Below are 21,229 nucleotides of genomic sequence, written 5' to 3' on the forward strand. Positions count from 1 at the left end.
CTCGATCGTCGGTCTGCGGATCGATTTCCCTCATAGCCATCCGGCAAGCTGCTAAACCTGGGGCGTTTCCCGTGGTGGGGCCGTCATGCCGGTCGGCGGGCGACAACCGCCAGGGCCATGCCGAAGAACTTCAACGGCGAGCGTTCGATCGCGTCGGTCACCGGCCGGATGCGACGCCCGAAGCGGGACCTGTCGAACGGCGGCATGATGTAGTCCACCGCTACCGGCTCCAGCCCGGCCTGCCGGAGCTGCCCGGACAAGCCACGGGCGGTGAAGGAACGGGCGTCGGCGAGCCGACGGTGCAGCGGAACGATCCACGGCAGGAACGGACCCCGCGCCGGCCGGTACCGCCGGCCGCGGATCAGGAAGCCGTGCGTCTCGAACGGGAACCACCGGTTGGGCGTCGTCAGCGCGAACCGGCCGCCGGGTACGAGCACGCGGTGGACCTGCCGCAGGGCGGCATCCAGGTCGTCGATGTGCTCCACCACCTCGATGGCGGTGACCAGGTCGAAGCTGCCGTCCGGGTAGTCCAGCTCGGTGGCTGACAACTCCCGTACGTTGATCTTCTGGGCCGCCGCCGGGTCGTCAGCCAGCCGTTCCCGGAACAGCTCCAGCCGATCCTGCTGGATGTCCACGGCCTCGATCTGCGCGAACGCGTCGACCAGCCGCATCGTGTACGTGCCGTCCCCGCAGCCGATCTCCAGTAATCGCCGGCCGGTCAGCGATGTGTGCCGGCCTAATGTGCCGAGCCTCTTCGCGACCCCACGCTCGCCGAACGCGCTGCCGTGCCCCAGCCCCAGATTGCGATTCGTATTCACCATGGTCGCTGACCATAGACCTAACGAGCGTTAGCGTGGGGGCACCCGATCGAGCGGCGGTGCCGGCCCTTATGGCGTCCTGATCTCTGACGCCAGAAGGGCCGGCCGCGTACCGCGTCGTCGTCAGCCGCCGTTGGACACGTGGATGTAGTAGCGGGTGACATCGGTGTCCGTGCCGTCCGCCTTGTGACCGGTCACCGACAAGGTGTACGTCTGGAAGTTCTGCGTCGGCGTGAAGGTGATCGACGCCTTCCCCTGGCTGTCAGCCGGCACGTCCGTCGACGGTCCGTCGTCGATCTGCCAGGTGAAGGAGACGATTCCCGGGGTGCCGCCGCTGAACTCGAAGGTGCCGGGAACACCGGCGCCGCCCGACCAGGTGCCGTCCGGATACTGGGCGCTCACGACGTAGGGCGCGTTGCCGACGGTGAACTCGAAGTCCGTCACGGGCGAGAACTCACCGTCCGCCGTACGGCTCCGCACGTGGATCGTGTTGGTGCCGTTGCGTTCGAACGGCACCGCGACCCGCGTCGACGTGCCCTCGGTGCTCGCCGGCAGGACCTGCTCCGGGCCGTCGTTGACGCGGTAGTGGTACTCGGTCACCTCGCCGAACATCTGGGTGTGGAAGTAGAAGTAACCGGTCCAGCCGATCCCCACCCGCGACCAGTCGTAGGTGCTGTACACGCTGACCCTGTTGTCCCGGACGCTGAAGGGCGCGATCCGCAGCTCCGACTCGGTGCCGTCCGTACCGACGCTCGTGACCCGGACGTCGTTGTAGCCCCACGAACTCGGCGTGTACGTGACAGTCGCGGTGCCGTCGGGACCGGCCGCGATCGTCTGCTCGTCGGCACCGCCCAGCGAGTAGCGGTAGGAGGCGACGTCCGGCAGCCCGGGACGGAACGTGAACGTCACGGGCCGGCCGACAGTGCCCTCGCCCTCCGGTGTCTGCGTGACCAAGGGCCCGGACCAGATGCGGAACGTGTAGGTGGTGGCTGGTGATCGGGTGCCGTCCGACAGCAGCGCCTGGACGACCACCGTGTTGTCGCCGGCGTGCTGCGGCGTGACAGTGACGTAGACGTACGGGTTGCCCCCGCTGGACACGGTCTGCTCGGCGCCGCCGTCGAACCGGTAGACGAAGCCGGTCAGGTTCGGCAGCTGGCTCCCCAACTCGATGCTCAACGGCACGCCGACCCCGTCCCGGCGCGGCCAGCTGGTCAGGTCGTGGGCGTAGGCGGTCGGGCGCGCGTCGATGACGAAGAACTGATAGTCGGTGACCATCGACGTGGAACCGTCCGCCTTGACCGACCGGACGACCATCGAGTGCCAGCCCGGCGTCGCCGTCCACGACAGCACTGCGGTGTCGTCCTCGGCCGCCGGAACGGTCTTCCACTCGTCGTCGAGGTTGTACTGGTAGGCGACGACATCGCTGTTGCGCGGGGTGAAGCGGAACGTGCCGACCTTGCCCGCGACCTGGTCGGTTTCCAGGTTGAACTCCGCCGACTCGACGCCGGGGGCGTCGGTGACCCAGACATTCAGCGTCTCCTGCCCGATCAGCTTGTTCCGGGCGTAGCTGCGGACAGCCATCTCGATCTGGCCCGCGGTGGTGAACGTGACCGGACCGGTGGCCCGGCCGTCGACAGCCGGGAGGCGGACCTCCGCGCCGTCCTTGAGCTGATACCCGAACGCGGTGGTCTCGGGCTTCGACGCGACAAACGTGATCGTGCTCGGCAGGCCGACGCCGTTCACCACGACTTCGGCGTACGGCGCGGTCTCGGCGACCCGGAACCGGTAGTTCTTCTCCGGCCCGCGGTTGCCCGCCGCGTCGACGGACGCGACGTAGAGGTCGGTGCTGAACCGCAGCTTCGGGGTGTACTTCAGGATCCCCGTGCCGCCCGGGCGCCGGGCGGGAACCTGCCCGTAGTACCCCCAGGAGTCACGCCAGGCGAACGCGACCACGTCGCGGTCACCGGCACCGTCGAAGCGGAAGGTGCCCTCGATGCCCGTGCCACCGCCCGGGGAGTCGCCCTCCGGATAGGTCCGCGACGAGACCTGCGGCGGATTCGCCGGAGCGGTCACGTCCATGACGATGTAGCAGGTCCTGCTCCACGGCCCCTCGTCGTCGTAGTCGCTGGCCCGGGCCTGCCACGCGAGGACCGTGCCGTCGGCGTACTGGCTCAGGTCCGTGCCGTAGTAGTCGTGGAACTCGCGACGCTGCTCGGGATGGTCGACCGGCCAGATCGCGTACAGCACGCTCGTGTAGTCGCCCTCGTCCCGATCGCTGGCGGTGGCCGCGAACACCGTGTTCCGCGCCGCGGGCGACGGCTTGGCCGGCGTTCCGCACGGCCGGTCCGGGGACTTCAGCTGCAGGCTCGTGATGGTGGGCGGATGGTTCGCCGTGGCACTGAGCACCGGCTTCGCGAAGGTGCGACCGGTCCGCACGTCGGCCTCCTGAGCGGCGGCGACCCGAATCTCCACGGTGATGCTCCTGTCGCGCCGGCTCAGCGCCGCGTTGAGCGTGGCCACCATGTCCAGGCCCAGGTAGGCCGGGCAGGAGGCGCCGGCCCCCCGAGTGGCGGTCAGCAGCTTCTCGACCTCGGCCGGCGGGCGCAGCCAGGTGGTGTTGTCAGTGACCGGGCGGGTCCGCCACACCTCGATGGTCGCCGGGGCGGAGCAGTCGGCGACCGTCTTCTCGACGGTCCACAGGTACGAGTTGTGGACGACAGTGCCCTTCAAGTTGCTCAGGTCGTACGTGAAGTAGGAGCGGTAGGTGTGCGTCCGGCCGGCCGCGTCGCGGGACGTGCCGACCGGCGGGTTCACGTCCGCGTCGACGAACTTCGCCCTGGGGCTTTGCGAGTCGAGATAGGCCCAACTCTTCAGCGGAACATCGTAGGAAGTGGCGGCTGAGGCCGGAGAGCCGACGGTGAGCCCGGCGGCGACGACGGCGAGGACCGTGATCGGGACAGCAGCTTTGAGGCGTTTCATGTGGACGCTTACCTCCCCCGTGGCGGCGCCTCTATCGACGCCGACGGGCGTCATCGTAGCGAGGGAAATCCATGCGATGGGGGGCGGTCGGCTGTCGTCGTTTTTCCAGGACAACGCCACAATCGGCGTCAGCCGACCGAGCCGGGTCGTCCTTTGAGATCCGATACGCGAGCTCGTGTTCGCGATCGGTGCGGCGGGGATCAGAAGCCGGACAATTCCGTCCTTCTCAAGGTCCGCCAGCGCAGACCAGTCGCCGTGGCTAGACCTGCTGGATCCCTCTGGTCGGCGAACAGGAAGCACGGACGACGCCAGAAGCTAGAGCCGTAGAACATGTTGTTCGACACTGATAGCCATGGAACGCATCAGTGTCCGGGAGCTGAACCAGAACACGAGCCAGGTGTTGGCTCGGGTGAGTGGCGGCGAGACCGTCGAGATCACTGACCGCGGTCACCCGATCGCCCGACTTGTCCCGGTTGGCGGCGACAGATCAATCTTGGTCAAGTTGGTAGCGGCGGGGCGAGCCGTCGCCCCCACCGGCGGCGGCTCCGTTCCAATCCCACCGAAGCTCGGTGACGAGAGTGTGGACGTGGCGGCCTCGCTCGCTGCGATGCGTGACGAGGAACGCTGCTGATGTATTTCGATTCAGATGCCGTCGTCAAGCTGGCTCGGCAGGAGGTGTGCAGCGCCGACCTTGTCTCCTGGCTCGACAAGCACGACGACGGACCGCTGGTTCCCTCCGCGCTCGTCGAGGTGGAAGTACTCCGGAGCGCTGCGCCGATCAGCTCCGCAAGCTACCGGTCGCCGTAGTGGTATCGGCAGGCGATGATTTCGACGTCGTCCTTGGTGATCCGGTACACCAGCCGGTGCTCGCGATCGATCCGGCGGGACCAGAAGCCGGACAGCTCTCCCCGCAAGGGCTCCGGCTTGCCGATGCCCTCGTATCCGTTGCGCATCACGTCCGTGATCAGGTCGTTGATGCGCTTGACCAACTTGCGGTCGGTGTGGCTGAGGTACTGATTCCAGGCCGTCGCGGTGAAGACCAGCCTCACGCGACGTCTCGCACGGTGGCCGGGTCGATGAGGTCCCGCTCAGCCGCGTCACCCTGCTCAAGCTCGGCGATCGATCGGCGCAGGGCTGCGGCGTTGGCCGGATTGCGCAGGAGGTATTCGGTTTCCTTCATCGCCTCGTACTCGGCAAGCGGGACGATGACCACCGGTTCGTGGCCCGAGCGGGTCACCACCACTTCCTCGGCGTCGTTGATGACGCTGTCGAGTTCGGCGGCCAGGTTCTGGCGTAGTTGGGTGAAGTTCACGGTCCGCATGACCACCTCCAGGGCAGGTACAGAAAACTGTACCTCAGGCGGGCGATGTTGGCCCACTCCAGGTCGCCTGCTGTACGGCGCCGGGATCGCGGTTCGACAGGCGTCCGGAAGGGCCGCTGACCTGCGGAAGAGTGGGCCGCCAGGGACTCGAACCCTGAACCTATGGATTAAAAGTCCACAGCTCTGCCATTGAGCTAGCGGCCCGCCCGCTCAGGTTACCGGAACCCACCCGCCCTAAGCTCGCGGCTTCCGCCGCCTGTCGATCTTCAGACCCGCACCAGGCGACGTGCCGGACGCGAGGCGTGAACCTCCCCACCCGGGGAACCGAGGCAACCATGCGAGTGACCAGCACCGCCGCCGTCGCGGCGTCCCGCGAGGTTCCGGGCGCCGACGGCGTACGCCGGCCCGGCGGTGAGGTGCACGCCTGGTTGCCGGGCCAGAACCAGACGCTGTGCGGGCTGCCGCTGAGCCGTACCCGCCTGCGCCGCTTCCCGCACGTGCCGTTCGACTACTCCGGCACCGACGTCCTCACCGAGGCCGACCCGGAGGGCTGGGTCTGCCCGCGCTGCCTGGCCGCCACGTCGGGTCGCCGCGATCGGGAGAAGGGCTGGGTGCGCACGAACCCCCGTCCGTGAGCGGTTGCTGCCCGGTTCAGCGGGTACCGCACCGGACATGCGCATCGTGATCGTGGGAGCGACCGGCAACGTGGGGACGGCCGTGCTGCGCCGGCTGCGGCGGGAGACGGGAGCGGAACTGGTTGGGGTGGCGCGCCGGCTGCCCGGACCGGACGCCGGTGAGCCGTACGCGGACGTGGAATGGCACTCCTGCGACATCGGCGCGCCCGGCGCCGCCGACCAGCTCGTGCGGATCTTCGCCGGGGCGCGGGCGGTGGTGCACCTGGCCTGGCAGATCCAGCCCAGCCACGACCGCCGAACGCTCTACCGGACCAACGTCGGCGGCAGCCGCGCGGTGATCGAGGCCGCCGTCCGGGTCGGCGTTCCGGCCCTGGTGTACGCCTCGTCGGTCGGCACCTACGCGCCCGGCCCGAAGAACCATCCGGTCAGCGAGAACTGGCCGGCGACCGGGGTGGAGTCGTCGTCGTACAGCCGGGACAAGGCGGAGGTGGAGGCGCTGCTCGACGGCGTGCAGCGGGAGCACCCGAAGCTCCGGGTGGTACGCCTGCGGCCAGGGCTGATCTTCCAGCGGGAGGCCGGTACGGAGATCAGCCGCTACTTCCTCGGCCCGCTCGCGCCGGTGCGCCTTCTCCGGTACGGCCGCATTCCGCTGGTGCCGTCGAACAAGCGACTGCGGATGCAGGCGGTGCACGCCGACGACGTGGCTGACGCGTACGCCCGGGCGGTTCTGGGGGACGCGAGTGGCGCCTTCAACGTGGCGGCCGACCCGGTGCTGACGCCGGAGTTGGTGGCCCGGCACTTCCACGGCTGGACGGTGCCGGTGGCGACGCCGGTGCTGCGCGCGGCAGCGGCGCTGACCTGGCGGGCGCGGCTGCAACCGGTCGACACGGGCTGGGTCGACCTGGCGCTGAACGTGCCACTGATGTCCAGCCAACGCGCCGAGACCGAACTCGGCTGGACGCCGGCGGTCGACACGGTGACCGCCCTGAAGGACCTGTTCACCGGCATGGCCACGAGAGCCGGCACAGACGCCCCACCGCTGTCCCCGGACCCGACCCTCCCCGGCCGCCCCACAGCCCTGACCAGAGGCCGCCTCCCCGGCCACCCCAACCCCTACTGACCGCGCCCCCACTCCGGCCCGCTCCGGTTCACCGCCACCCCGTCCTGATGATCAAGGAGTTTGTGTCACCCGAGGAGATCCACTAGGACACAAACTCCTTGATCACCGGGGAGAACGGGAGCTGGGCGAAGAGGGGGAAGTCAGGAGATGCGGGCGCCCAGGAAGAAGATGCCGGGGTGGCCCTTGGTCTCGAAGCCTCTGCTCGGGTTGCGGCGCAGCGTCGAGCTGTCGATCGCCAGCGTGCCGGTGCGGTTGTTGCTGACGAAGAAGATCGCGCCGCCGCCCTCGTTCGCGCTGTTGTCCTCGATCACCGTGCCGGCGATCCGTACCGCGAACTCGTTGCCGTCGCAGTAGATCGCGCCGCCGCTGCCGCCGCCGGGGGTGCCGCCCCGGGCCGGGTTCGCGCCGGTGCCGACCGCCCGGTTGTCCCGGAAGACGCTGTTCAGCACCGTCCAGGAGACGCCGATGCTGCTCAGCGCCCCGCCGTTGGCGCACACTCCGCCGGTGAAGGTGCTGCTCACCACGTACACCGGTTTGTTCTCGAACTGGCTGAGCACGCGCACCGCCGCGCCGCCCAGGTCGGGGCCGGTACGGTCGCAGCGGTTGCCGATGAACCGCGAGTTGACGACCTTGAACCGCCCGCCCCGGACGAAGACCGCGCCGCCCCCGCCGCCCTCGGTCCGCTCGCCGGTGGAGTCGCCGTCGGTGAACGTCAGGTTCTGCACGGTGAGCTGCGGATGGTCCTGGTTCTGGCAGTGCGAGGTGGTGAAGCCCTGCGCCTGGTCGCAGGTGTTCATGTAGAGGATGCGGCGCTTGCCGCCGCCGCTGAGCGTGACCCTGCCGCCGCCGTCCAGCACGATGCGCGGGCCGTGCGAGTTCACCACCTTGGCGGTGGCCTTCATGGTGATGGTCACCGGCGCGGGCCCGCAGTCGAAGGTGATGACGCCGCCGGCCGCGACGGCCTTCACCACCGCCTCGGACGTGCAGCTCGCCGGGGTGCCGCTGCCGACGGTACGGGTCGGGCGCGAGGTGTCCACCGCCCGCGCCTCGGCCGGCACGCTCGCCCGGCCGGCGGGGTTGCCGGCGCGGAACGCCACGGTGGCGGGGGTGGGGCTCGGCCGGGCGCTGCCCAGCCCGGCCCGGCTGCTCGGGGACGCCGCCGGGGCGGCATCCGGGGCAGCCGGCGTGGTGGCAGCCGGGGCGGAAGCGGGGGCCGGATCGTCGCCGCAGGCGGGGAGCGTCGCCGTCGCCAGGGCGAGAACGAGCAGAGTGACAGCCGACTTCACGCGCACCGCCCGATGCTAGGAGGACCGGCCGCCCGGGCACGACTCCACAGCCGATCCTTAACCCGCCGCTAAGCCGCAGCCGGCGGCCGCGCGGCGGCAGGCAGCGCCCCCGGCGCCGCGCGCGACGGTCAGGCGTGCGACAACGCGAACGCGACCAGGAAGCCGAGCACGGTGATCAGACCGACCAGCAGGTGCGCGTCCGCGAACGCCTCCGGGACCATGGTGTCGGTGATCATCGCGAGGATCGCGCCCGCGGCGAGCGCCGTGATCGTCGCCAGCACCTCGGGCGGCGCGCCGCCGAGCAGCGTGTACCCGGCCAGCGACGCCGCGCCGGAGATCAGCGCGATGGCCGCCCACAGCCCGAACACGTAGCGCCGGGTGCGCCCGGCCTGCCGCATCCCGGCCGCGCTGGAGAGCCCTTCCGGCACGTTGCTGAGGAACACCGCGATGACGGTGACCAGGCTGACCGGTCCGCCGGCCAGGAGGCTCGCGCCGATCACCACCGATTCGGGTACGCCGTCGAGCAGGGCGCCGACCGCTATCGCCGTACCCGAGCCGGGCTGCTCCCGCTCGGAGGGCTGCTCGTCGCCGGAGCGCTTGCGGTGCCGCGCGCCGTGCCGGGCCAGCAGCACGTTCGCCCCGGTGTACAGCAGCGCGCCGGCCGCCGCGCCGATCACCACCGGCAGCAGCCCGCCCTGCTCGTGCGCCTCGTCGATCAGCTCGAACGAGACGGCGGAGAGCAGCACGCCTGCCCCGAACGCCATCACCGAGGCGGTCACCGGGCGCGGTACGCGCGCGAAGAACCCGACGGCCGCCCCGATCAGCAGGGCCGACCCGGCGAGCAGGCCCCAGAATCCCGCTTCCAGCCACTCCGGCACGCGCTGGACCCTACCCCCGGACGCGTGCCGCCAACCGGGTCAGAAGTCGGCGAACAGGTGCGGCAGCTCGCGCGGGAAGAGGCGGCGCAGCTCACCTGCTGCGTCCACCGGGACGTCACCCAGGCCGCGTACGACCACCTCGGCCGGGTCGAGCACGCCGTACGCCAGGGCGGACAGCCCGGCGGCGGTGAGCCGGGCGGCCGGCAAGCCGCCCTCCGCGGTGGTCTGCGCGGGCAGCACCGCCAGTTTGCCGGTGGTGCCGTCGAGCAGGTGCCTCCCGGCGAGCCAGCGGTCGCCGACCAGCTCGACCAGCACCCGGCCGACCCCGACCGGCTGGTCGGCGAGCGCGTCCAGGCTGAGCAGCCGGGCCATCGGCGCGGTCGGGTCGGGCCGGGCCACCCGTGCCTCCACCTGTACGTCGAGGTCGGTGAGCCACAGCTCGGGCAGTTCGTCAGGGGGAATCTGGACGCTGATCCGGGCGACCTGGTCGACGTGCCGGGCGAAGAACTGGAGCACCGACGTCCGCGCGTGCGGGTCGTCGACGAGCAGGTCGTCGGCGTGCAGCGTGCCGGCGTGGTCGTCGATGCGGTAGGTGACAGCGCCGACCGTCTCGCCGCCGCGCACCACGCTGACCAGCCAGCGGTCGTCCCGGTCGCGCAGCCCGACCGCCCGGAAGTCCGGGAAGACCGCGAAGCCGTGCCGTTCGCGCAGGCAGCGCTCGGTGTACGCGCGCCACCGCGCGTACCCCGCGCCGATCCGCTCCCAGACCAGCTCGTCGGGCAGTTCGGCCCGCAGCAGCGGCGCCAGGTCCGCCGGGTTGAAGACAGCGGTACGCCGCCGGGGCAGCCCGATGTAGCCGAAGCGCTCGTAGAACGAGGCGCGGAACGGGTGCAGCGCGCTGAGCTGCTGCCCCTCGTCCCGCATGCCGTCGAGGAGCTGCTGCATCAGCGTGCGGACGTGCCCGCGCCGGCGGGCCAGCGGATGGGTGGCCACACCTGCGACACCGGCCATCGGCAGCACCGCGCCGCGCAGGTTCTGCCGCATCGGGATCGCCGAGGCCGCCGCCGCGGTGACCCCGTCCTCCTCGGCCACGAGCGTCGTGTTCCCGGCGTTGTACGGCAGGTAGGCGCGGAACTGGTCGGTCCGGGAGGCGCCCATCGGCGAGGCCTCGAACGCGTACGCCTGGAGCGGGAAGCTGGTGGTCAGTCGTTCATCGGCGGCCAGCCGGCGGATGTGCATCCATTCATCCCAACCGCACCGGGCGCGGTCCGCAACCGGAAAGGCCGCCCGCTCATGCCTCGGTGACGTCCGAGATGACCACCGTCACGTTGTCCGGCGCGCCGGCCTGGTGGGCCAGCTTCACCAGTTGCTCGCCGCACTGCTGGCGGTCGCCGTACGTGGCGAGCGCCGCCGCGATGGCGGCGTCCTCCACGTAGTCGGAGAGGCCGTCGCTGCACAGCAGCAGCCGGTCGCCGGGGAACACGGTGAGCGCCCCGACTGCGGGTGGCGCGTCGGAGCCCTGCACCGCTCGGGTGACGAGTGAGCGCTGCGGGTGGTGCCGGGCCTGGTCGCGGGAGAGCGCGCCCTGGTCGACGAGCGCCTGCACGAACGTGTCGTCGCGGGTGAGCTGGGTCAGCTCGTGGTCGCGCAGCAGGTAGCAGCGGGAGTCGCCGACCTGGGCGAGCACCAGGGTGTCGCCGGCGAGCAGGGCGGCGGTCAGCGTCGTACCCATGCCGTCCCGGGCCGGGTCGACAGTGATGGCCGCGCGGATGCGCTGGTTTGCGGTGCTGACCACGGCGCGCAGCGCGTCGGCCGCCTCGTCGGCGCCGGTGGGCGGGGTCAGCTCGTCCAGGATCCGGATGACGATCTCGCTGGCCACCTCGCCGGCGGGGAGCCCGCCCATGCCGTCGGCCACCGCCACGAGGCGGTCACCGGCGAGGGCGGAGTCCTCGTTGTTGGTCCGGACCAGGCCGACGTCGTTGAGGATGGCCGAGCGGAGGATGAGCGTCATGAGGACAAGCTTGCCAAGAAGAACGGCTCCGCGTCTCTACGCGGTGGCGGGTCTGCTGAAAGAAATGTCATCCGCTTGCATCCTGGGTATGTGTCAACTGTCCGGTGTGGACGGCCGAGGATAACGCAGCAGCAGGCTCGCGTGGACCTCCTCCTCGCCCACCACCGCGTACGTGTGCGGCACGTCGGAGATCCACCGCAGGTAGCCGCCCGGACCGGCGGTCAGCGGGGCGTCGACCGGGCCGGCGCGCAGGACGCCGGAGAAGACGGTCACATGCTCGGTCACGCCGCTGGAGTGGGCGGGGGAGAGCTGCGCCGGGCCGGGGGTGACCCACATCCGGTACAGCTCGTAGGTCGCCTCCCGGTCGCCGAAGACCTCCAGCAGCGTTGCGCCGACAGCGGCCCCGCGTACCGTCGGTGCCTGTTCGGGTGCGGAGAGTACGGCGGTCAGCGGCACGCCGAGCTGCGCGGTGATCGCGTACAGGGTCTCCAGCCGGGGGTTGCGTACGCCGTTCTCCAGGCCGGAGAGCGTGGCCTTGCCGACGCCCGCGAGGCGGGCCAGCTCGGACAGGGAGATCCCACGTTCCGCGCGCAGCGCGCGGATGCGCCGGCCGACCTCCTGTGCGCTCCGGTCACCGGCTGGTGGGGCACCTGTCATGGGGCTATGGTGCTACACCGTGCCGTTCCGTAAACGGAACGGGCGGAGGGGGGAAGCGTGGCCGGTCGACTCCAGCCTGTGCTGGCCGGCGTGGTGACCGCACTGGTCGGCTTCGCCAGCTCGTTCACAGTCGTCCTGGCCGGGCTGCGCGCGGTCGGCGCCGACCGGGACCAGGCGGCCTCCGGCCTGCTCGCGCTCTGCGTCGCCAGCGGCGCCTGCGCGGTCTGGCTCGGCCTGCGGCACCGGCTGCCGCTGTCGATCGCCTGGTCCACGCCGGGCGCGGCGCTGCTCGTGGCCACCGGACCGGTCACCGGCGGCTGGCCCGCCGCGGTCGGCGCCTTCCTGCTCGCCGGCCTGCTGATCGTCGCCGCCGGGCTGATCCCCGCGCTCGGCCGCGCGGTCGCCGCGATCCCCGCCCCGATCGCCTCCGCCATGCTCGCCGGGGTGCTGCTGCCGTTGTGTACGGCACCCGTACGCGCCCTCGTGGAGGTGCCCCGGCTGGCCGGGCCGGTGGTGCTGGTCTGGCTGCTGCTGCACCGGTTCGCCCGCCGCTGGGCGGTACCCGGCGCGCTCGCCGTGGCAGTGGTGGCGATCGCGCTCACCACCTCCGGCCCGGCGCGGTTGGACGCCGCGCCGGTCGTCGCGCTCACCGCGCCGGCCTGGACGCTGCCCGCCGTCGTCGGGCTCGCGCTGCCGCTGTTCCTGGTCACCATGGCCGCCCAGAACGTGCCCGGCACCGCGGTGCTCGCCGGGTACGGCTACCGGGCCCCGCTGGGCTCGGCGCTGCGGGTGACCGGGCTCGCCACCGCCCTCGGCGCTCCGGCCGGCGGGCACGCGGTGAACCTGGCCGCGATCACCGCCGCCCTGGCCGCCGGGCCGGACGCCCACCCGGACCCGGAACGGCGCTGGATCGCCTCGGTCACCGCCGGGATCGGCCTGGCGCTGCTCGGCCTCGGCGCGGGCGTGGCCACCACCCTGGTGCTGCTCTCCCCGCCGGTGCTGGTCGAGGCCGTCGCCGGCCTCGCGCTGCTCGGCGCGCTGGCCGGGGCGGTCGCGGCGGCGGTGGCCCAACCGGACGCGCGGGAAGCAGCGGTGGTGACGTTCGTGGTCACCGCCTCCGGGATCAGCCTGCTCGGGGTGGGCGGCGCGTTCTGGGGTCTGGTGGCCGGCTGGCTGATGCTGCTGCTCTTCCGGCGCCGCGCTGCAGTGCCCCCGCCGGCCGGGCCGCCCGAGGCGGAAGCCGCCTCGCCGCTTCCCAGCCGGACCGGGTGACAACAGTCATCCCATGGCGGTCTGCTGAGGCGGCAGCCGCAGTTCGAGCTCGATGCTCTGAACCTCCTCCTGACCCACAGTTATCGGTTCCGGCCGCCCGATCTGATAACCCTGGGCGAAGTCGACCTCCGCGGCGCGCAGAAGGTCAAGGGTCTCCTGGTCCTGGACGTACTCCGCGGCGACCCGGATGCCGAGCGTGTGGCACAGCTCGACGAGCGCCGACACCACAGCCCGATCGGCCGGCGACCGGCAGAGGTCGACGATGAACGCGCCGTCGATCTTCACCAGGTCCACCGGCAGGTATTTGAGTTGGGCGAGAGCGCCGTATCCGGTGCCGAAGTCGTCGAGCGCCAGGTGGCAGCCGACTTCTCTGATCCCGGTGGCGAATGCCACCGCCTCGTTGCGATTCTCGATGAGCGCGGTCTCGGTGATTTCGAACGTCAGGCATTCCGGCTTGACGTGATGCCGGTGGATCGCCTCGGTCACGAAGGCGAGCAGTCCCGGGTCGGCGAGCGACTTCCCGGAAATGTTTACCTGGTAATGGGAGGTCTGTGCCCCGCGGCCGATCAGTTCCAGAGCGTGGTCAATCACCCACTTGTCCACCGACAGGATCTCGCCGACCCGCTCGGCCATGTCGAGAAAGGCCCACGGCGCGACCGGCTCGCCGGTGTCGCTGCGAACGCGCAGCAGGATCTCGTGGCGGGCGACCTGATTGAGCCCGAGATCGATGATGGGCTGGGCGTAGAGGGCGAACCGGTTGGCCGCGACGGCGCGACGAATCCGCCGTCGGCACCGGTCCGTCCGTTCCCTCTCGGCGACCGGCTGCTCCAGCACCTTGACGGCGGTGGCGTTGCGGTGCGCGTCGCGGGCCGCGTGCTCGCCGTCCACGAGAAGGTCGAATCCGGTGTCCGGGATGTCGTTGCCGAAATGGACCACACCCGCCGAGGTGTTGAGCCGCAGTGGCTTCTGCCGGACGCTGAAGAGATGGTTCCGGAACTTGTCCACGATCCGGGCGGCCAGGGTCTCGGCGGTCTCCGCGTCGTCGCGGGGGGCGAGCAGTAGGCCCCACGAGCCGGAGCCCACCAGGCCGCTGGTGACGTCGTCCCCGACGACTGTGCGCAGGGTCCGGGCGATCTCCGCCGTCAACTGGTCCCGGTCCTCGTCGGTGAGCGGCGCGTCGGGCAGCCGGGTGGCCGGCTCGGTCGCCACGACGATCAGGGCGCCGCCCGTGGTACGCCGCGCCCGGTCGACCTCGTCGATCACGTAGCCGCGAGTCTGGAGCCCGGTGAGCACGTCCCGTACGGCCGGGTCTGCGCCGAGCATCCGGCTGCGCACGGCGAGCCGGCGCTGCTCCTGGCGGGCGAGTTCGAGCGCGGTGATGTCCTCGCCCGTGGCGATGACGCCCACCGGCCGACCCGCGTCGGTCAGGAGCTCAAGGTGGCAGTACACGTGGCGGATGCTGCCTCCGGGCTGGACCACCCGGAAGCCGATCTCGTCGGGGCGGCCCTGCTCCCACGCCGTCCGCGCCGCGGCGAGGACGCGCTCGACATCGGCGGGATGAACGAGTTCGAAGAGCGCCCGCGGGGTGAGGCGGAGCGTTCCCGGCGCGTGTCCGACGATCATCGCCATCTCGTCGGACCAGGAGAGCCGCTCGAAGCGCTCCGTCCTGCCGTCACCGAACAGCCAGGTGACGGTGCCCTGCTTCGCCAACTGGGCGGCGCGGGTGACCCGGGTGGCCTCGTCGGCGTCCCAGGTCAGGGGATCGGCAAGGTCGGTGTCCACGATGATCTGGTAGCCCTCGGAGAGGGAGAGGTCGTGCTGACTCTGCACGGTCCGCGCGACACGGCGGGCGCGGGCGAGCTCCAGAGGGCTGGGCGTGGTCTCGGCGAGCGCCAGGATGTCATCGAGATCCACGGCTGGCCCCCTGCCGTCGGTCGCTCTCCGATCGGGTGAAGCCGGCTTTCTCCGCCAGTTCGCACAGCCCTTTCTTGGCGGCGGCCTTGTAGGAGCGGACGCTGTTCTCGGTCAGTCCGAGGATGCGGGCGATCTCCTGGTTGGAGAAGCCCTCCTTCGACATCTGGAACACTTCGGCGTGCCGTACCGGCAGCTGGTGCAACCAGCCGCGCAGCGTCTCCTGCGCCTCCCACGCGTCCGCGATGTCCGAGTGGGACGAGGGCGGGAGGTCCTCCGGCGCCACCGCGGCTTCCCGCTGGCGCCGGTCGTGATCCTTCATGATCTTGAATCGGGCCGTGCGGATGATCCAGCCGATCGGCCGGACGTGGTCACGAAGCTTGGGCCATTCGACCAGACCGTGCAGAAAGGCTTCGTGAAGCGCGTCCTCCACCGCCTGGCGATCCCGGCATCTCGCCCTGAGGATCCGTTCCACTGTGTGGTACGAGCCTTCGGTGAATTCGGCGAACTCCCGGTCGTGAACGGCCTTCAGGCGGGCCGCCTCGGCCTCGCGCAGAGCGTCGTTGTCGTCGGGATTCGGCGTCAGAGCGGCTGTGCCCTTGATGTCGGTCACGCCGCCTCCTCGACGGCCCCGGGCTTCGACGCGCTGCGCCCGCCCAGCTCGACCTCCCGATGTCCGTCGCGATCGCGCTCCACGATCCGTACGACGTCGTGGTCGGCCTCCGCGAGCCGGATCAGCCACGTCACCCGGGCTGTGGTGCGTGTTGTCGCCTCGCGTTCCTCGTTCATTCGGGCGCGGTGTGCCACGTAGGCTCGCACCAGGCCCGCCACCGCTCCGGCGACGGCAGTGGCAACGGCCACCACCTGATATCCGGTGAGCGGTTCCGCCAGCGCTTCGTTCATTGTTCCCCCTCGGCCCCCTTGGTTCGCCAATTACTATCCGTGGCGAGAGGCCGATGTAGATACCAGAACACGCGCAATGTTTTTGAAGATCAACGATCAAGTCGTTCATCAGCGATTAAAGCGCAAAGTCATGGCATTGGGACTCTGCGCAAGGGGATTGACGGGCGGCTTTTCCGGGCAACTTGCATTGATCACCTATTACTGCGGGTGACAAATCCATCACCTCGGCGGGCGTCACTCCTCGGCGGGAAGCTCCGCGGCCGGAACGGTGAGGCGTACCGCGCCGTCGCTCACCGCCGCGATCCGGTCGGCGAGTACGTAGACCGCGCCGGTGCGGACCAGATCGGTGGAGACCTTGAGGTAGCCGTCGCGCAGCAGCCGCGCGGCCAGGTCGGCCGGTACGTCCGGCTCCTCCACCGCCGCCGACTCGATCAGCTCGTCCAGGCTGCTGCCCGGGTCGACAGGGGCGGGCGCCTGCACGGTCACCGCGGCCGGGTCGCCGCGCTGGACGAGATCGACTGTGCCCACCTCGACGCCCGCGGAGTCGACCACCCGCATGCCGGTGGTGATCCGGGAGACGGTGTCCTGCTGCTGGCTCATGCAGCAGCGGTTCCCGGGCCACGCGGACGCTAAACGGACGGGGCCCAGCCGCCCGGCGGGCGGGGGGACAGCTCGCGCCAGGTGTCGGTGCCGTCCAGCAACGCCCGGACCGTCTCCTCCGCCTCCTCGACGCTGGCGTGCTCGTAGAACCGGGAAACTCCCTCGGCGCCGCCGGCCCGCTGCTCCACGTGCCAGCGGTCGCCGTCCACCCGGAGGAAGACGTCGCGCCGGGCGAGCCGTCCCCATTTCCCGTTCCACCAGTGCCTACGCTGCTCCATGCCCGGACTCTATCGAACATGTGTTCGATACACGTCGGCCCCCGCGGGATTCCCGCGAGGGCCGATCGGTTATGGCGTCAGCGCGGCGCGGGCGGCTCCTGCCGGCGGCCGAGCACGTCGTCCAGGGCGCTGCGCTGCCCGGGCGTGCCGTGGTTGCCGGCGAGCAGCGCGTCCCGGATCTCGGTGAGCAGCTTGACCTCCTCGCTCGGGGCCGAGGGCGGCGGCTCCTCGCCGCGCTGCCGGCGCTCGGCCAGCTTGTTCATCGGGAAGACCACCAGGAAGTACAGAACGGCGGCGGTCAGCAGGAAGGTGATCGCCGCGTTGACGAAGTCCACCCAGGGGAACTTCACGTCACCGATCGTCCAGGTTCCCGACTTGAGTTCACTGCCACCGCTGGCCAGCTTGATCAGCGGCTTCAGGAACGAGCCTGTGAAGGCCGTGACCACGCCGGTGAACGCGGCGCCGATGACGACACCGACCGCCAGGTCGACGACGTTGCCGCGCATGATGAAGTCTTTGAAGCCCTTGAGCATCCGTACTCCTGTGCCCTGATGAGTCTGTGTCGGGGACAACCTATGCCGTTACCCATCGCCGGCTCTAGTGAGCTCGCGATCGGTAGTCCTGCCTTGCGGCCGGACGGTCCCGGTCTGACCCGCTGAGGCAGCGCCGGGTTGACGCTTCACTGCCACCAGCCCAGCATGCTGGGTCTTACGGACGGCTCCACGTCCAGCCACCGGACCACTCCCGGTGGTGTGACTCGCGACTAGGGCGGCCAGATTGCGGGCAGCGTTGAGATCCCTATCAAGTACCAGGCCGCACGTTGTGCAGATGTAGGTCCGCTCGGCTAGGGCCAGCTTGGCTTTCGCCGCACCGCAACCCGAGCAGGTTTTCGATGAGGGATACCAACGGTCGGCCAGAATCATTTGGCCGCCGTACCACTCGGCTTTGTATGCCAGTTGCCGGCGCAGTTCGGCAAAACCGGCATCGGCGATATGCCGCGCCAGCCGTCGATTGCGCAGCATCCCGGCGACGTTGAGGTCTTCTAGCACGATCGTGCCGTGTTCTCGGGCGAGGCGGGTGGTGAGCTTGTGCAACCCGTCGCGACGCAGGTTTCTCACCCGTGCGTGAGCCCGGCTGAGGCGGGCGGATGTCCGTTCCCACCGGCCGGACGGGTGGCGGCTGGCGCACCGATCCGGTCCGGCCTTTCGGGCCAGCGCTCGGCTGAAACGCCGCAACCGCGCCTGTGCACCAATCAGGTGCTGGGGGTTTGGTGCCTTCTCACCGGTCGAGAGCACCGCGAGATGCTTGATGCCAAGGTCGACACCGACCACCGACAGGGGTTGGGTCGGGCGGCGATCGGTTCGCTCGACCTCGCAGGTGAAGGCCACGTGCCACCGGCCGCCGTCACGGCGCACGGTGGCGGACATGATTCGGGCGGTCCCGCTGTCGATGCGGCGGGCGAGCTTACGGGCGGACTCGTGTAGCTTCAGCCGGCCTAGCCGTGGAAGCACTATATGCTTCCGGTCCAACTCCGCCTGGATCGTGCCAGTGGTGAAGCGAACGCTCGGCGCAGTGCGTCGGCGGGACTTGAACCGGGGAAAACCGGCGGGTCGGCCGGCTCGGTGCCCGCTGCGGGAATGGGTCCAGTTCCTCAGTGCTCGGGCGAGTGCGTCGAGACCCGTATTGAACGCTTCTTTGGAGCACTCCGCCCACCATGGGGCGACCTGCCGCTTAGCGGCGTTCCATTCCTTGCGCAGCCCTGGAAGCGACCACGACAGCGCCGGGGTGAGTTGATTATCCGGGATGCCGTAGGTGCGCTCCGCAGCCCGTTGACACATCACTGCTCTGACTCGTGCGAGCGCCCAATTGTGCGCCACACGGGCGGCTCCGGCGTGCGCAAGTGCTGCGCGTTCCTGCGTCGGGGTGAGATCGAGGGCGTATCGGTACGCCTGGATCGTCTTCACGCGGAACCATCGGGAGGTGACGGCGCCGGCCAGGATGCCGTGGCCACTACCTGCTCCTTCGGGTCTCCCGTCATGTCAGGAAGCTAGCGGGTGCCAGTGACATTTTGCGTGCGTCAGCAGCCGCTGCCCCCGGCGGGCCCTTCGAGAAAAGCACCGGCCTCGATCGCCGCCCGCTGCGGGTGGCCGGCCCGGATCGCCTCCACCAGCCGGCCGTGATCCACGTACCGCTCCGGGGTCAGCGCCTCGCCCATCGCCTGGGCCACCGTGCTGCGCAGCGCGGCGCCGACCGAGGCGTACAGCTCGGCGAGCATGGCGTTGTGCGCGGCCGCCACCACTGCTGTGTGCAGCGCGGCGTCCGCCTCGACGAACTCGTCCACCCGGCCGCCGCGCCAGGCGGCCTCCCGGGCCGCGAGCGCGCCGTCGAGCGCCGCCAGGTCCTCGGGGGTACGCCTCAGCGCGGCGAGCCGGGCGGCCTCCACCTCGAACGCGCGCCGGACCTCGATCACCTCGGTCATCCGGTCGTCGGTGAGCCGGCGGGCCACCACCGGCGCCAGCTCGTCTGTCGACACCACGTAGGTGCCGGAGCCCTGCCGGCACGCCAGCACCCCGGCGTGCACGAGCGCCCGGACCGCCTCGCGGACCGTGTTGCGCCCCACGCCCAGCTCGGCGACCAGTTGCGGCTCGGTGGGGATGCGCCCGCCCACCGGCCACTCGCCGCCGAGGATGCGCTCCCGGAGCTGCTCGATGGTCTGGCGGACCCGGTGACCGCGCGGCGGCACGGCGACGGAATCCACGGCGGGTGTCACGGGTTACACCTCATGCCGAAATTCATCCCATGATTGTAGGTTCGAGGTCATGACTCCGCCACCTGCGCCCGCCGCGACAGTGCCCGCCCCGGGCGTCGCGTCCGCGGTCACCCCCACCCCGGCGCCGCGCGCGGTCCGGGGTGGTCTGCTCGTGCTGACCGGGATGCTGCTGGTCGCGCTGAACCTGCGGGCGGCGGTGACCAGCCTGGGCGCCCTGCTCGACGAGGTCCGGGTCGGTCTGGGTCTCTCCGGGGCCATGGCCGGCCTGGTCACCACGCTGCCCACCATCGCGTTCGCCGGGCTGGGCGCGCTCACCCCGTGGCTGGTCCGCCGCTGGGCCGCGCCCCGGGTGCTGGTGCTCGCCATGCTGGCGCTCACCGTCGGGCAGGTGCTGCGCGCGCTCACCGGCTCGGCGGCGGTCTTCGTGCTCACCAGCGCGCTCGCGCTCGCCGGCATCGCGGTGGCGAACATCCTGCTGCCGATGCTCGTCAAGCAGCACTTCTCGCACCGCACCGGGCTGGTCACCGGGGCGTACACGATGGCCCTGACGGTGGGCACGACGGTGGCCGCCGCCGCGGCGGTGCCGGTCGCGCACGCCTTCGGCTCCTGGCGGGCCGGACTCGGCGTCTGGGCCGGGCTGGCCGCGCTGGCCGTACTCCCGTGGGTGCCGCTGGCGCTGCGGGCCCGCGCCGCGCGACGGGCCGCGCCCCCGGCGGTGGCGGTCGCCGCCCCGGCGCGGGTGCGCCCGGAGCGGACCCGGCTCGGCTGGGCCATGGCTGTCTACTTCGGGGCGCAGTCCCTCAGCGGGTACGCGATCATGGGCTGGCTGGCCCAGCTCTTCCGGGACGCCGGGTACCGCCCGGAGGCGGCCGGGCTGCTGCTCGCCGGGGTGACCGCGCTGGGCGTGCCGGTGGCGCTGATGATGCCGACGCTGGCCGGCCGGCTGGCCACGCTCCGGCCGCTGGTGCTGTCACTCACCGTGTTCTCCGCTGCCGCGTACACCGGTCTGGCGCTGGCCCCGCGCGGCCTGGCGCCGCTGTGGGTGCTGCTGCTGGCGCTCGGCCAGGGCGCGTTCCCGCTCATCCTGACCACGATCGGGCTGCGCGCCCGGACCGCCGAGGGCACCGTGGCGTTGTCCGCGTTCGCGCAGAGCACCGGGTACGTCATCGCCGCGCTCGGGCCGCTGCTGGTGGGCATCCTCTACGAGGCGACCGGCGGCTGGACCGCCCCGATCGGCTTCCTGCTGGTGGCGCTGGCCGTGCAGACGGCTGCGGGCATGGTGATCGCCCGTCCCCGCTACATCGAGGACGAGCGCTGAGCAGGACCGGTCAGGAGGAGGTCGTGGTGGGTTCGCCCGCGACGGCCTCTTCCACAGTCGGGTACGTGTGCAGCACCTCGACCAGCCCGCTGACCTCGAGGATGCGCAGCACGCCGCGCTGCGGGGCGGCCAGCCGGACGACGCCGCCGGCCTCGTCGCAGTTGTTCTTCGCCCGGACGAACACGGACAGGCCTGTGGAGTCGCAGAACGACACCTCGGCCAGGTCGAAGACCAGGCGGTTGCGTCCCTTGTCCAGCAGATCCGTGATCTGGTCCTGCAGTTGCGGTGCCGTGGCCATGTCCAGCTCGCCCGCGACTGACACGACGACCACGTCGCCGCGCTGTTCCGTGTGCACCGTCAAGGACATTCGTCGACCTCCTGTGTTCGGAGGAACGGTATCCCACGTCGAGTCCGCCGCGCAGAACGGGAGCGGTACAGGTGCGGGCGATCATTTCTTTGCTCCGCGACAAGT

At 70.9% G+C, this 21,229-nt stretch carries 23 protein-coding genes and 1 tRNA gene; 5 read left to right on the plus strand and 19 right to left on the minus strand.

Features of this window, described 5'->3' with window-relative positions; genetic code table 11:
• Positions 1-83: 83 nt before the first annotated feature.
• Positions 84-821 (minus strand): class I SAM-dependent methyltransferase, encoded by a 738-nt coding sequence (locus FHU28_RS04230; protein WP_184681093.1) that lies wholly within the window; start codon positions 819-821, stop codon positions 84-86.
• A gap of 120 nt (positions 822-941) precedes the next feature.
• The gene (locus tag FHU28_RS04235; protein WP_184681096.1) at positions 942-3,797 is read right to left on the minus strand and encodes a hypothetical protein; all 2,856 of its coding nucleotides are present in this window, start codon (positions 3,795-3,797) and stop codon (positions 942-944) included.
• A 352-nt stretch (positions 3,798-4,149) separates the two neighbouring features.
• Here FHU28_RS04235 and FHU28_RS04240 point away from each other — a divergent pair, with 352 nt between their 5' ends.
• Complete coding sequence (locus FHU28_RS04240) at positions 4,150-4,428, plus strand: type II toxin-antitoxin system Phd/YefM family antitoxin (protein ID WP_184681099.1); 279 nt, start codon at positions 4,150-4,152, stop codon at positions 4,426-4,428.
• Positions 4,429-4,588: 160 nt separating this feature from the next.
• On the opposite strand, the gene FHU28_RS04245 is transcribed toward FHU28_RS04240, so the two are convergent.
• From FHU28_RS04245 to FHU28_RS04255, 3 genes are all read right to left on the minus strand, one after another.
• Complete coding sequence (locus FHU28_RS04245) at positions 4,589-4,846, minus strand: Txe/YoeB family addiction module toxin (protein ID WP_184681101.1); 258 nt, start codon at positions 4,844-4,846, stop codon at positions 4,589-4,591.
• Positions 4,843-5,118 (minus strand): type II toxin-antitoxin system Phd/YefM family antitoxin, encoded by a 276-nt coding sequence (locus FHU28_RS04250; RefSeq protein ID WP_102657755.1) that lies wholly within the window; start codon positions 5,116-5,118, stop codon positions 4,843-4,845. The genes FHU28_RS04245 and FHU28_RS04250 overlap by 4 nt, the downstream gene beginning before the upstream one ends.
• Before the next feature lie 132 nt (positions 5,119-5,250).
• A tRNA-Lys gene (locus tag FHU28_RS04255) sits at positions 5,251-5,322 on the minus strand.
• A gap of 131 nt (positions 5,323-5,453) precedes the next feature.
• Between FHU28_RS04255 and FHU28_RS04260 the strand changes: the two genes are divergently transcribed.
• Positions 5,454-5,753, plus strand: a complete 300-nt coding sequence (locus FHU28_RS04260) for a hypothetical protein (protein ID WP_043327456.1) — start codon at positions 5,454-5,456, stop codon at positions 5,751-5,753.
• 37 nt (positions 5,754-5,790) lie between these two features.
• Complete coding sequence (locus FHU28_RS04265; protein WP_184681104.1) at positions 5,791-6,873, plus strand: NAD-dependent epimerase/dehydratase family protein; 1,083 nt, start codon at positions 5,791-5,793, stop codon at positions 6,871-6,873.
• Positions 6,874-7,013: 140 nt separating this feature from the next.
• Here FHU28_RS04265 and FHU28_RS04270 read toward each other — a convergent pair whose 3' ends face one another.
• The 5 genes from FHU28_RS04270 to FHU28_RS04290 form a co-directional block, all read right to left on the minus strand.
• Positions 7,014-8,159, minus strand: a complete 1,146-nt coding sequence (locus tag FHU28_RS04270) for a hypothetical protein (protein WP_184689209.1) — start codon at positions 8,157-8,159, stop codon at positions 7,014-7,016.
• Positions 8,160-8,287: 128 nt separating this feature from the next.
• Positions 8,288-9,037 carry a ZIP family metal transporter gene (locus FHU28_RS04275; protein WP_184681106.1) on the minus strand — a complete coding sequence of 250 codons (750 nt, stop codon included), beginning with the start codon at positions 9,035-9,037 and terminating at the stop codon, positions 8,288-8,290.
• Between the two features lie 39 nt (positions 9,038-9,076).
• A complete protein-coding gene (locus FHU28_RS04280; protein ID WP_184681108.1) occupies positions 9,077-10,276 on the minus strand; it encodes a GNAT family N-acetyltransferase in 1,200 nt (399 codons plus the stop codon).
• A gap of 52 nt (positions 10,277-10,328) precedes the next feature.
• Positions 10,329-11,048, minus strand: a complete 720-nt coding sequence (locus tag FHU28_RS04285) for a PP2C family protein-serine/threonine phosphatase (protein WP_013283512.1) — start codon at positions 11,046-11,048, stop codon at positions 10,329-10,331.
• 93 nt (positions 11,049-11,141) lie between these two features.
• A complete protein-coding gene (locus FHU28_RS04290) occupies positions 11,142-11,705 on the minus strand; it encodes a helix-turn-helix domain-containing protein (RefSeq protein ID WP_184681111.1) in 564 nt (187 codons plus the stop codon).
• 57 nt (positions 11,706-11,762) lie between these two features.
• Here FHU28_RS04290 and FHU28_RS04295 point away from each other — a divergent pair, with 57 nt between their 5' ends.
• The gene (locus FHU28_RS04295; RefSeq protein ID WP_184681114.1) at positions 11,763-12,977 is read left to right on the plus strand and encodes a benzoate/H(+) symporter BenE family transporter; all 1,215 of its coding nucleotides are present in this window, start codon (positions 11,763-11,765) and stop codon (positions 12,975-12,977) included.
• Between the two features lie 6 nt (positions 12,978-12,983).
• Here FHU28_RS04295 and FHU28_RS04300 read toward each other — a convergent pair whose 3' ends face one another.
• From FHU28_RS04300 to FHU28_RS04335, 8 genes are all read right to left on the minus strand, one after another.
• The gene (locus tag FHU28_RS04300) at positions 12,984-14,891 is read right to left on the minus strand and encodes an EAL domain-containing protein (protein ID WP_184681116.1); all 1,908 of its coding nucleotides are present in this window, start codon (positions 14,889-14,891) and stop codon (positions 12,984-12,986) included.
• The gene (locus FHU28_RS04305) at positions 14,878-15,501 is read right to left on the minus strand and encodes an RNA polymerase sigma factor (protein WP_184681118.1); all 624 of its coding nucleotides are present in this window, start codon (positions 15,499-15,501) and stop codon (positions 14,878-14,880) included. The genes FHU28_RS04300 and FHU28_RS04305 overlap by 14 nt, the downstream gene beginning before the upstream one ends.
• Positions 15,498-15,791 carry a hypothetical protein gene (locus tag FHU28_RS04310; protein ID WP_184681120.1) on the minus strand — a complete coding sequence of 98 codons (294 nt, stop codon included), beginning with the start codon at positions 15,789-15,791 and terminating at the stop codon, positions 15,498-15,500. Before FHU28_RS04310 ends, FHU28_RS04305 begins: the two co-directional genes overlap by 4 nt.
• A 234-nt stretch (positions 15,792-16,025) precedes the next feature.
• Positions 16,026-16,391, minus strand: coding sequence for a hypothetical protein (locus FHU28_RS04315; protein ID WP_116503364.1), 366 nt, complete (start codon positions 16,389-16,391; stop codon positions 16,026-16,028).
• Between the two features lie 29 nt (positions 16,392-16,420).
• Positions 16,421-16,669, minus strand: coding sequence for a hypothetical protein (locus tag FHU28_RS04320; protein WP_026268772.1), 249 nt, complete (start codon positions 16,667-16,669; stop codon positions 16,421-16,423).
• 77 nt (positions 16,670-16,746) lie between these two features.
• Positions 16,747-17,202 carry a large conductance mechanosensitive channel protein MscL gene (gene mscL / locus FHU28_RS04325; RefSeq protein WP_184681122.1) on the minus strand — a complete coding sequence of 152 codons (456 nt, stop codon included), beginning with the start codon at positions 17,200-17,202 and terminating at the stop codon, positions 16,747-16,749.
• Positions 17,203-17,250: 48 nt separating this feature from the next.
• Positions 17,251-18,633, minus strand: coding sequence for an IS607 family element RNA-guided endonuclease TnpB (tnpB, locus tag FHU28_RS04330; RefSeq protein WP_184681124.1), 1,383 nt, complete (start codon positions 18,631-18,633; stop codon positions 17,251-17,253).
• 113 nt (positions 18,634-18,746) lie between these two features.
• Positions 18,747-19,439, minus strand: a complete 693-nt coding sequence (locus tag FHU28_RS04335) for a FadR/GntR family transcriptional regulator (RefSeq protein WP_184681126.1) — start codon at positions 19,437-19,439, stop codon at positions 18,747-18,749.
• Positions 19,440-19,488: 49 nt separating this feature from the next.
• Here FHU28_RS04335 and FHU28_RS04340 point away from each other — a divergent pair, with 49 nt between their 5' ends.
• Complete coding sequence (locus FHU28_RS04340) at positions 19,489-20,757, plus strand: MFS transporter (RefSeq protein WP_073826538.1); 1,269 nt, start codon at positions 19,489-19,491, stop codon at positions 20,755-20,757.
• A 10-nt stretch (positions 20,758-20,767) separates the two neighbouring features.
• Here the strand turns inward: FHU28_RS04340 and FHU28_RS04345 are convergent, their stop codons facing one another.
• On the minus strand, positions 20,768-21,124 hold the full coding sequence (locus FHU28_RS04345; protein WP_073826535.1) for an STAS domain-containing protein: 357 nt from the start codon (positions 21,122-21,124) through the stop codon (positions 20,768-20,770).
• Positions 21,125-21,229 lie beyond the last annotated feature (105 nt).

Origin of the sequence: Micromonospora echinospora (assembly GCF_014203425.1) — a bacterium.
Taxonomy (GTDB): Bacteria; Actinomycetota; Actinomycetes; order Mycobacteriales; family Micromonosporaceae; genus Micromonospora; species Micromonospora echinospora_A.

What these genes read in the sequence shown, in the direction of transcription:
- FHU28_RS04340 (WP_073826538.1), top strand. Translation starts at nt 19,489, where the DNA reads ATGACTCCGCCACCTGCGCCCGCCGCGACAGTGCCCGCCCCGGGCGTC.
- FHU28_RS04240 (WP_184681099.1), top strand. Translation starts at nt 4,150, where the DNA reads ATGGAACGCATCAGTGTCCGGGAGCTGAACCAGAACACGAGCCAGGTG.
- FHU28_RS04290 (WP_184681111.1), bottom strand. Translation starts at nt 11,705, where the DNA reads ATGACAGGTGCCCCACCAGCCGGTGACCGGAGCGCACAGGAGGTCGGC.
- FHU28_RS04260 (WP_043327456.1), top strand. Translation starts at nt 5,454, where the DNA reads ATGCGAGTGACCAGCACCGCCGCCGTCGCGGCGTCCCGCGAGGTTCCG.
- FHU28_RS04315 (WP_116503364.1), bottom strand. Translation starts at nt 16,391, where the DNA reads ATGAGCCAGCAGCAGGACACCGTCTCCCGGATCACCACCGGCATGCGG.
- FHU28_RS04280 (WP_184681108.1), bottom strand. Translation starts at nt 10,276, where the DNA reads ATGCACATCCGCCGGCTGGCCGCCGATGAACGACTGACCACCAGCTTC.
- FHU28_RS04310 (WP_184681120.1), bottom strand. Translation starts at nt 15,791, where the DNA reads ATGAACGAAGCGCTGGCGGAACCGCTCACCGGATATCAGGTGGTGGCC.
- FHU28_RS04285 (WP_013283512.1), bottom strand. Translation starts at nt 11,048, where the DNA reads ATGACGCTCATCCTCCGCTCGGCCATCCTCAACGACGTCGGCCTGGTC.
- FHU28_RS04250 (WP_102657755.1), bottom strand. Translation starts at nt 5,118, where the DNA reads ATGCGGACCGTGAACTTCACCCAACTACGCCAGAACCTGGCCGCCGAA.
- mscL (WP_184681122.1), bottom strand. Translation starts at nt 17,202, where the DNA reads ATGCTCAAGGGCTTCAAAGACTTCATCATGCGCGGCAACGTCGTCGAC.
- FHU28_RS04345 (WP_073826535.1), bottom strand. Translation starts at nt 21,124, where the DNA reads ATGTCCTTGACGGTGCACACGGAACAGCGCGGCGACGTGGTCGTCGTG.
- FHU28_RS04320 (WP_026268772.1), bottom strand. Translation starts at nt 16,669, where the DNA reads ATGGAGCAGCGTAGGCACTGGTGGAACGGGAAATGGGGACGGCTCGCC.
- FHU28_RS04235 (WP_184681096.1), bottom strand. Translation starts at nt 3,797, where the DNA reads ATGAAACGCCTCAAAGCTGCTGTCCCGATCACGGTCCTCGCCGTCGTC.
- FHU28_RS04265 (WP_184681104.1), top strand. Translation starts at nt 5,791, where the DNA reads ATGCGCATCGTGATCGTGGGAGCGACCGGCAACGTGGGGACGGCCGTG.
- FHU28_RS04230 (WP_184681093.1), bottom strand. Translation starts at nt 821, where the DNA reads ATGGTGAATACGAATCGCAATCTGGGGCTGGGGCACGGCAGCGCGTTC.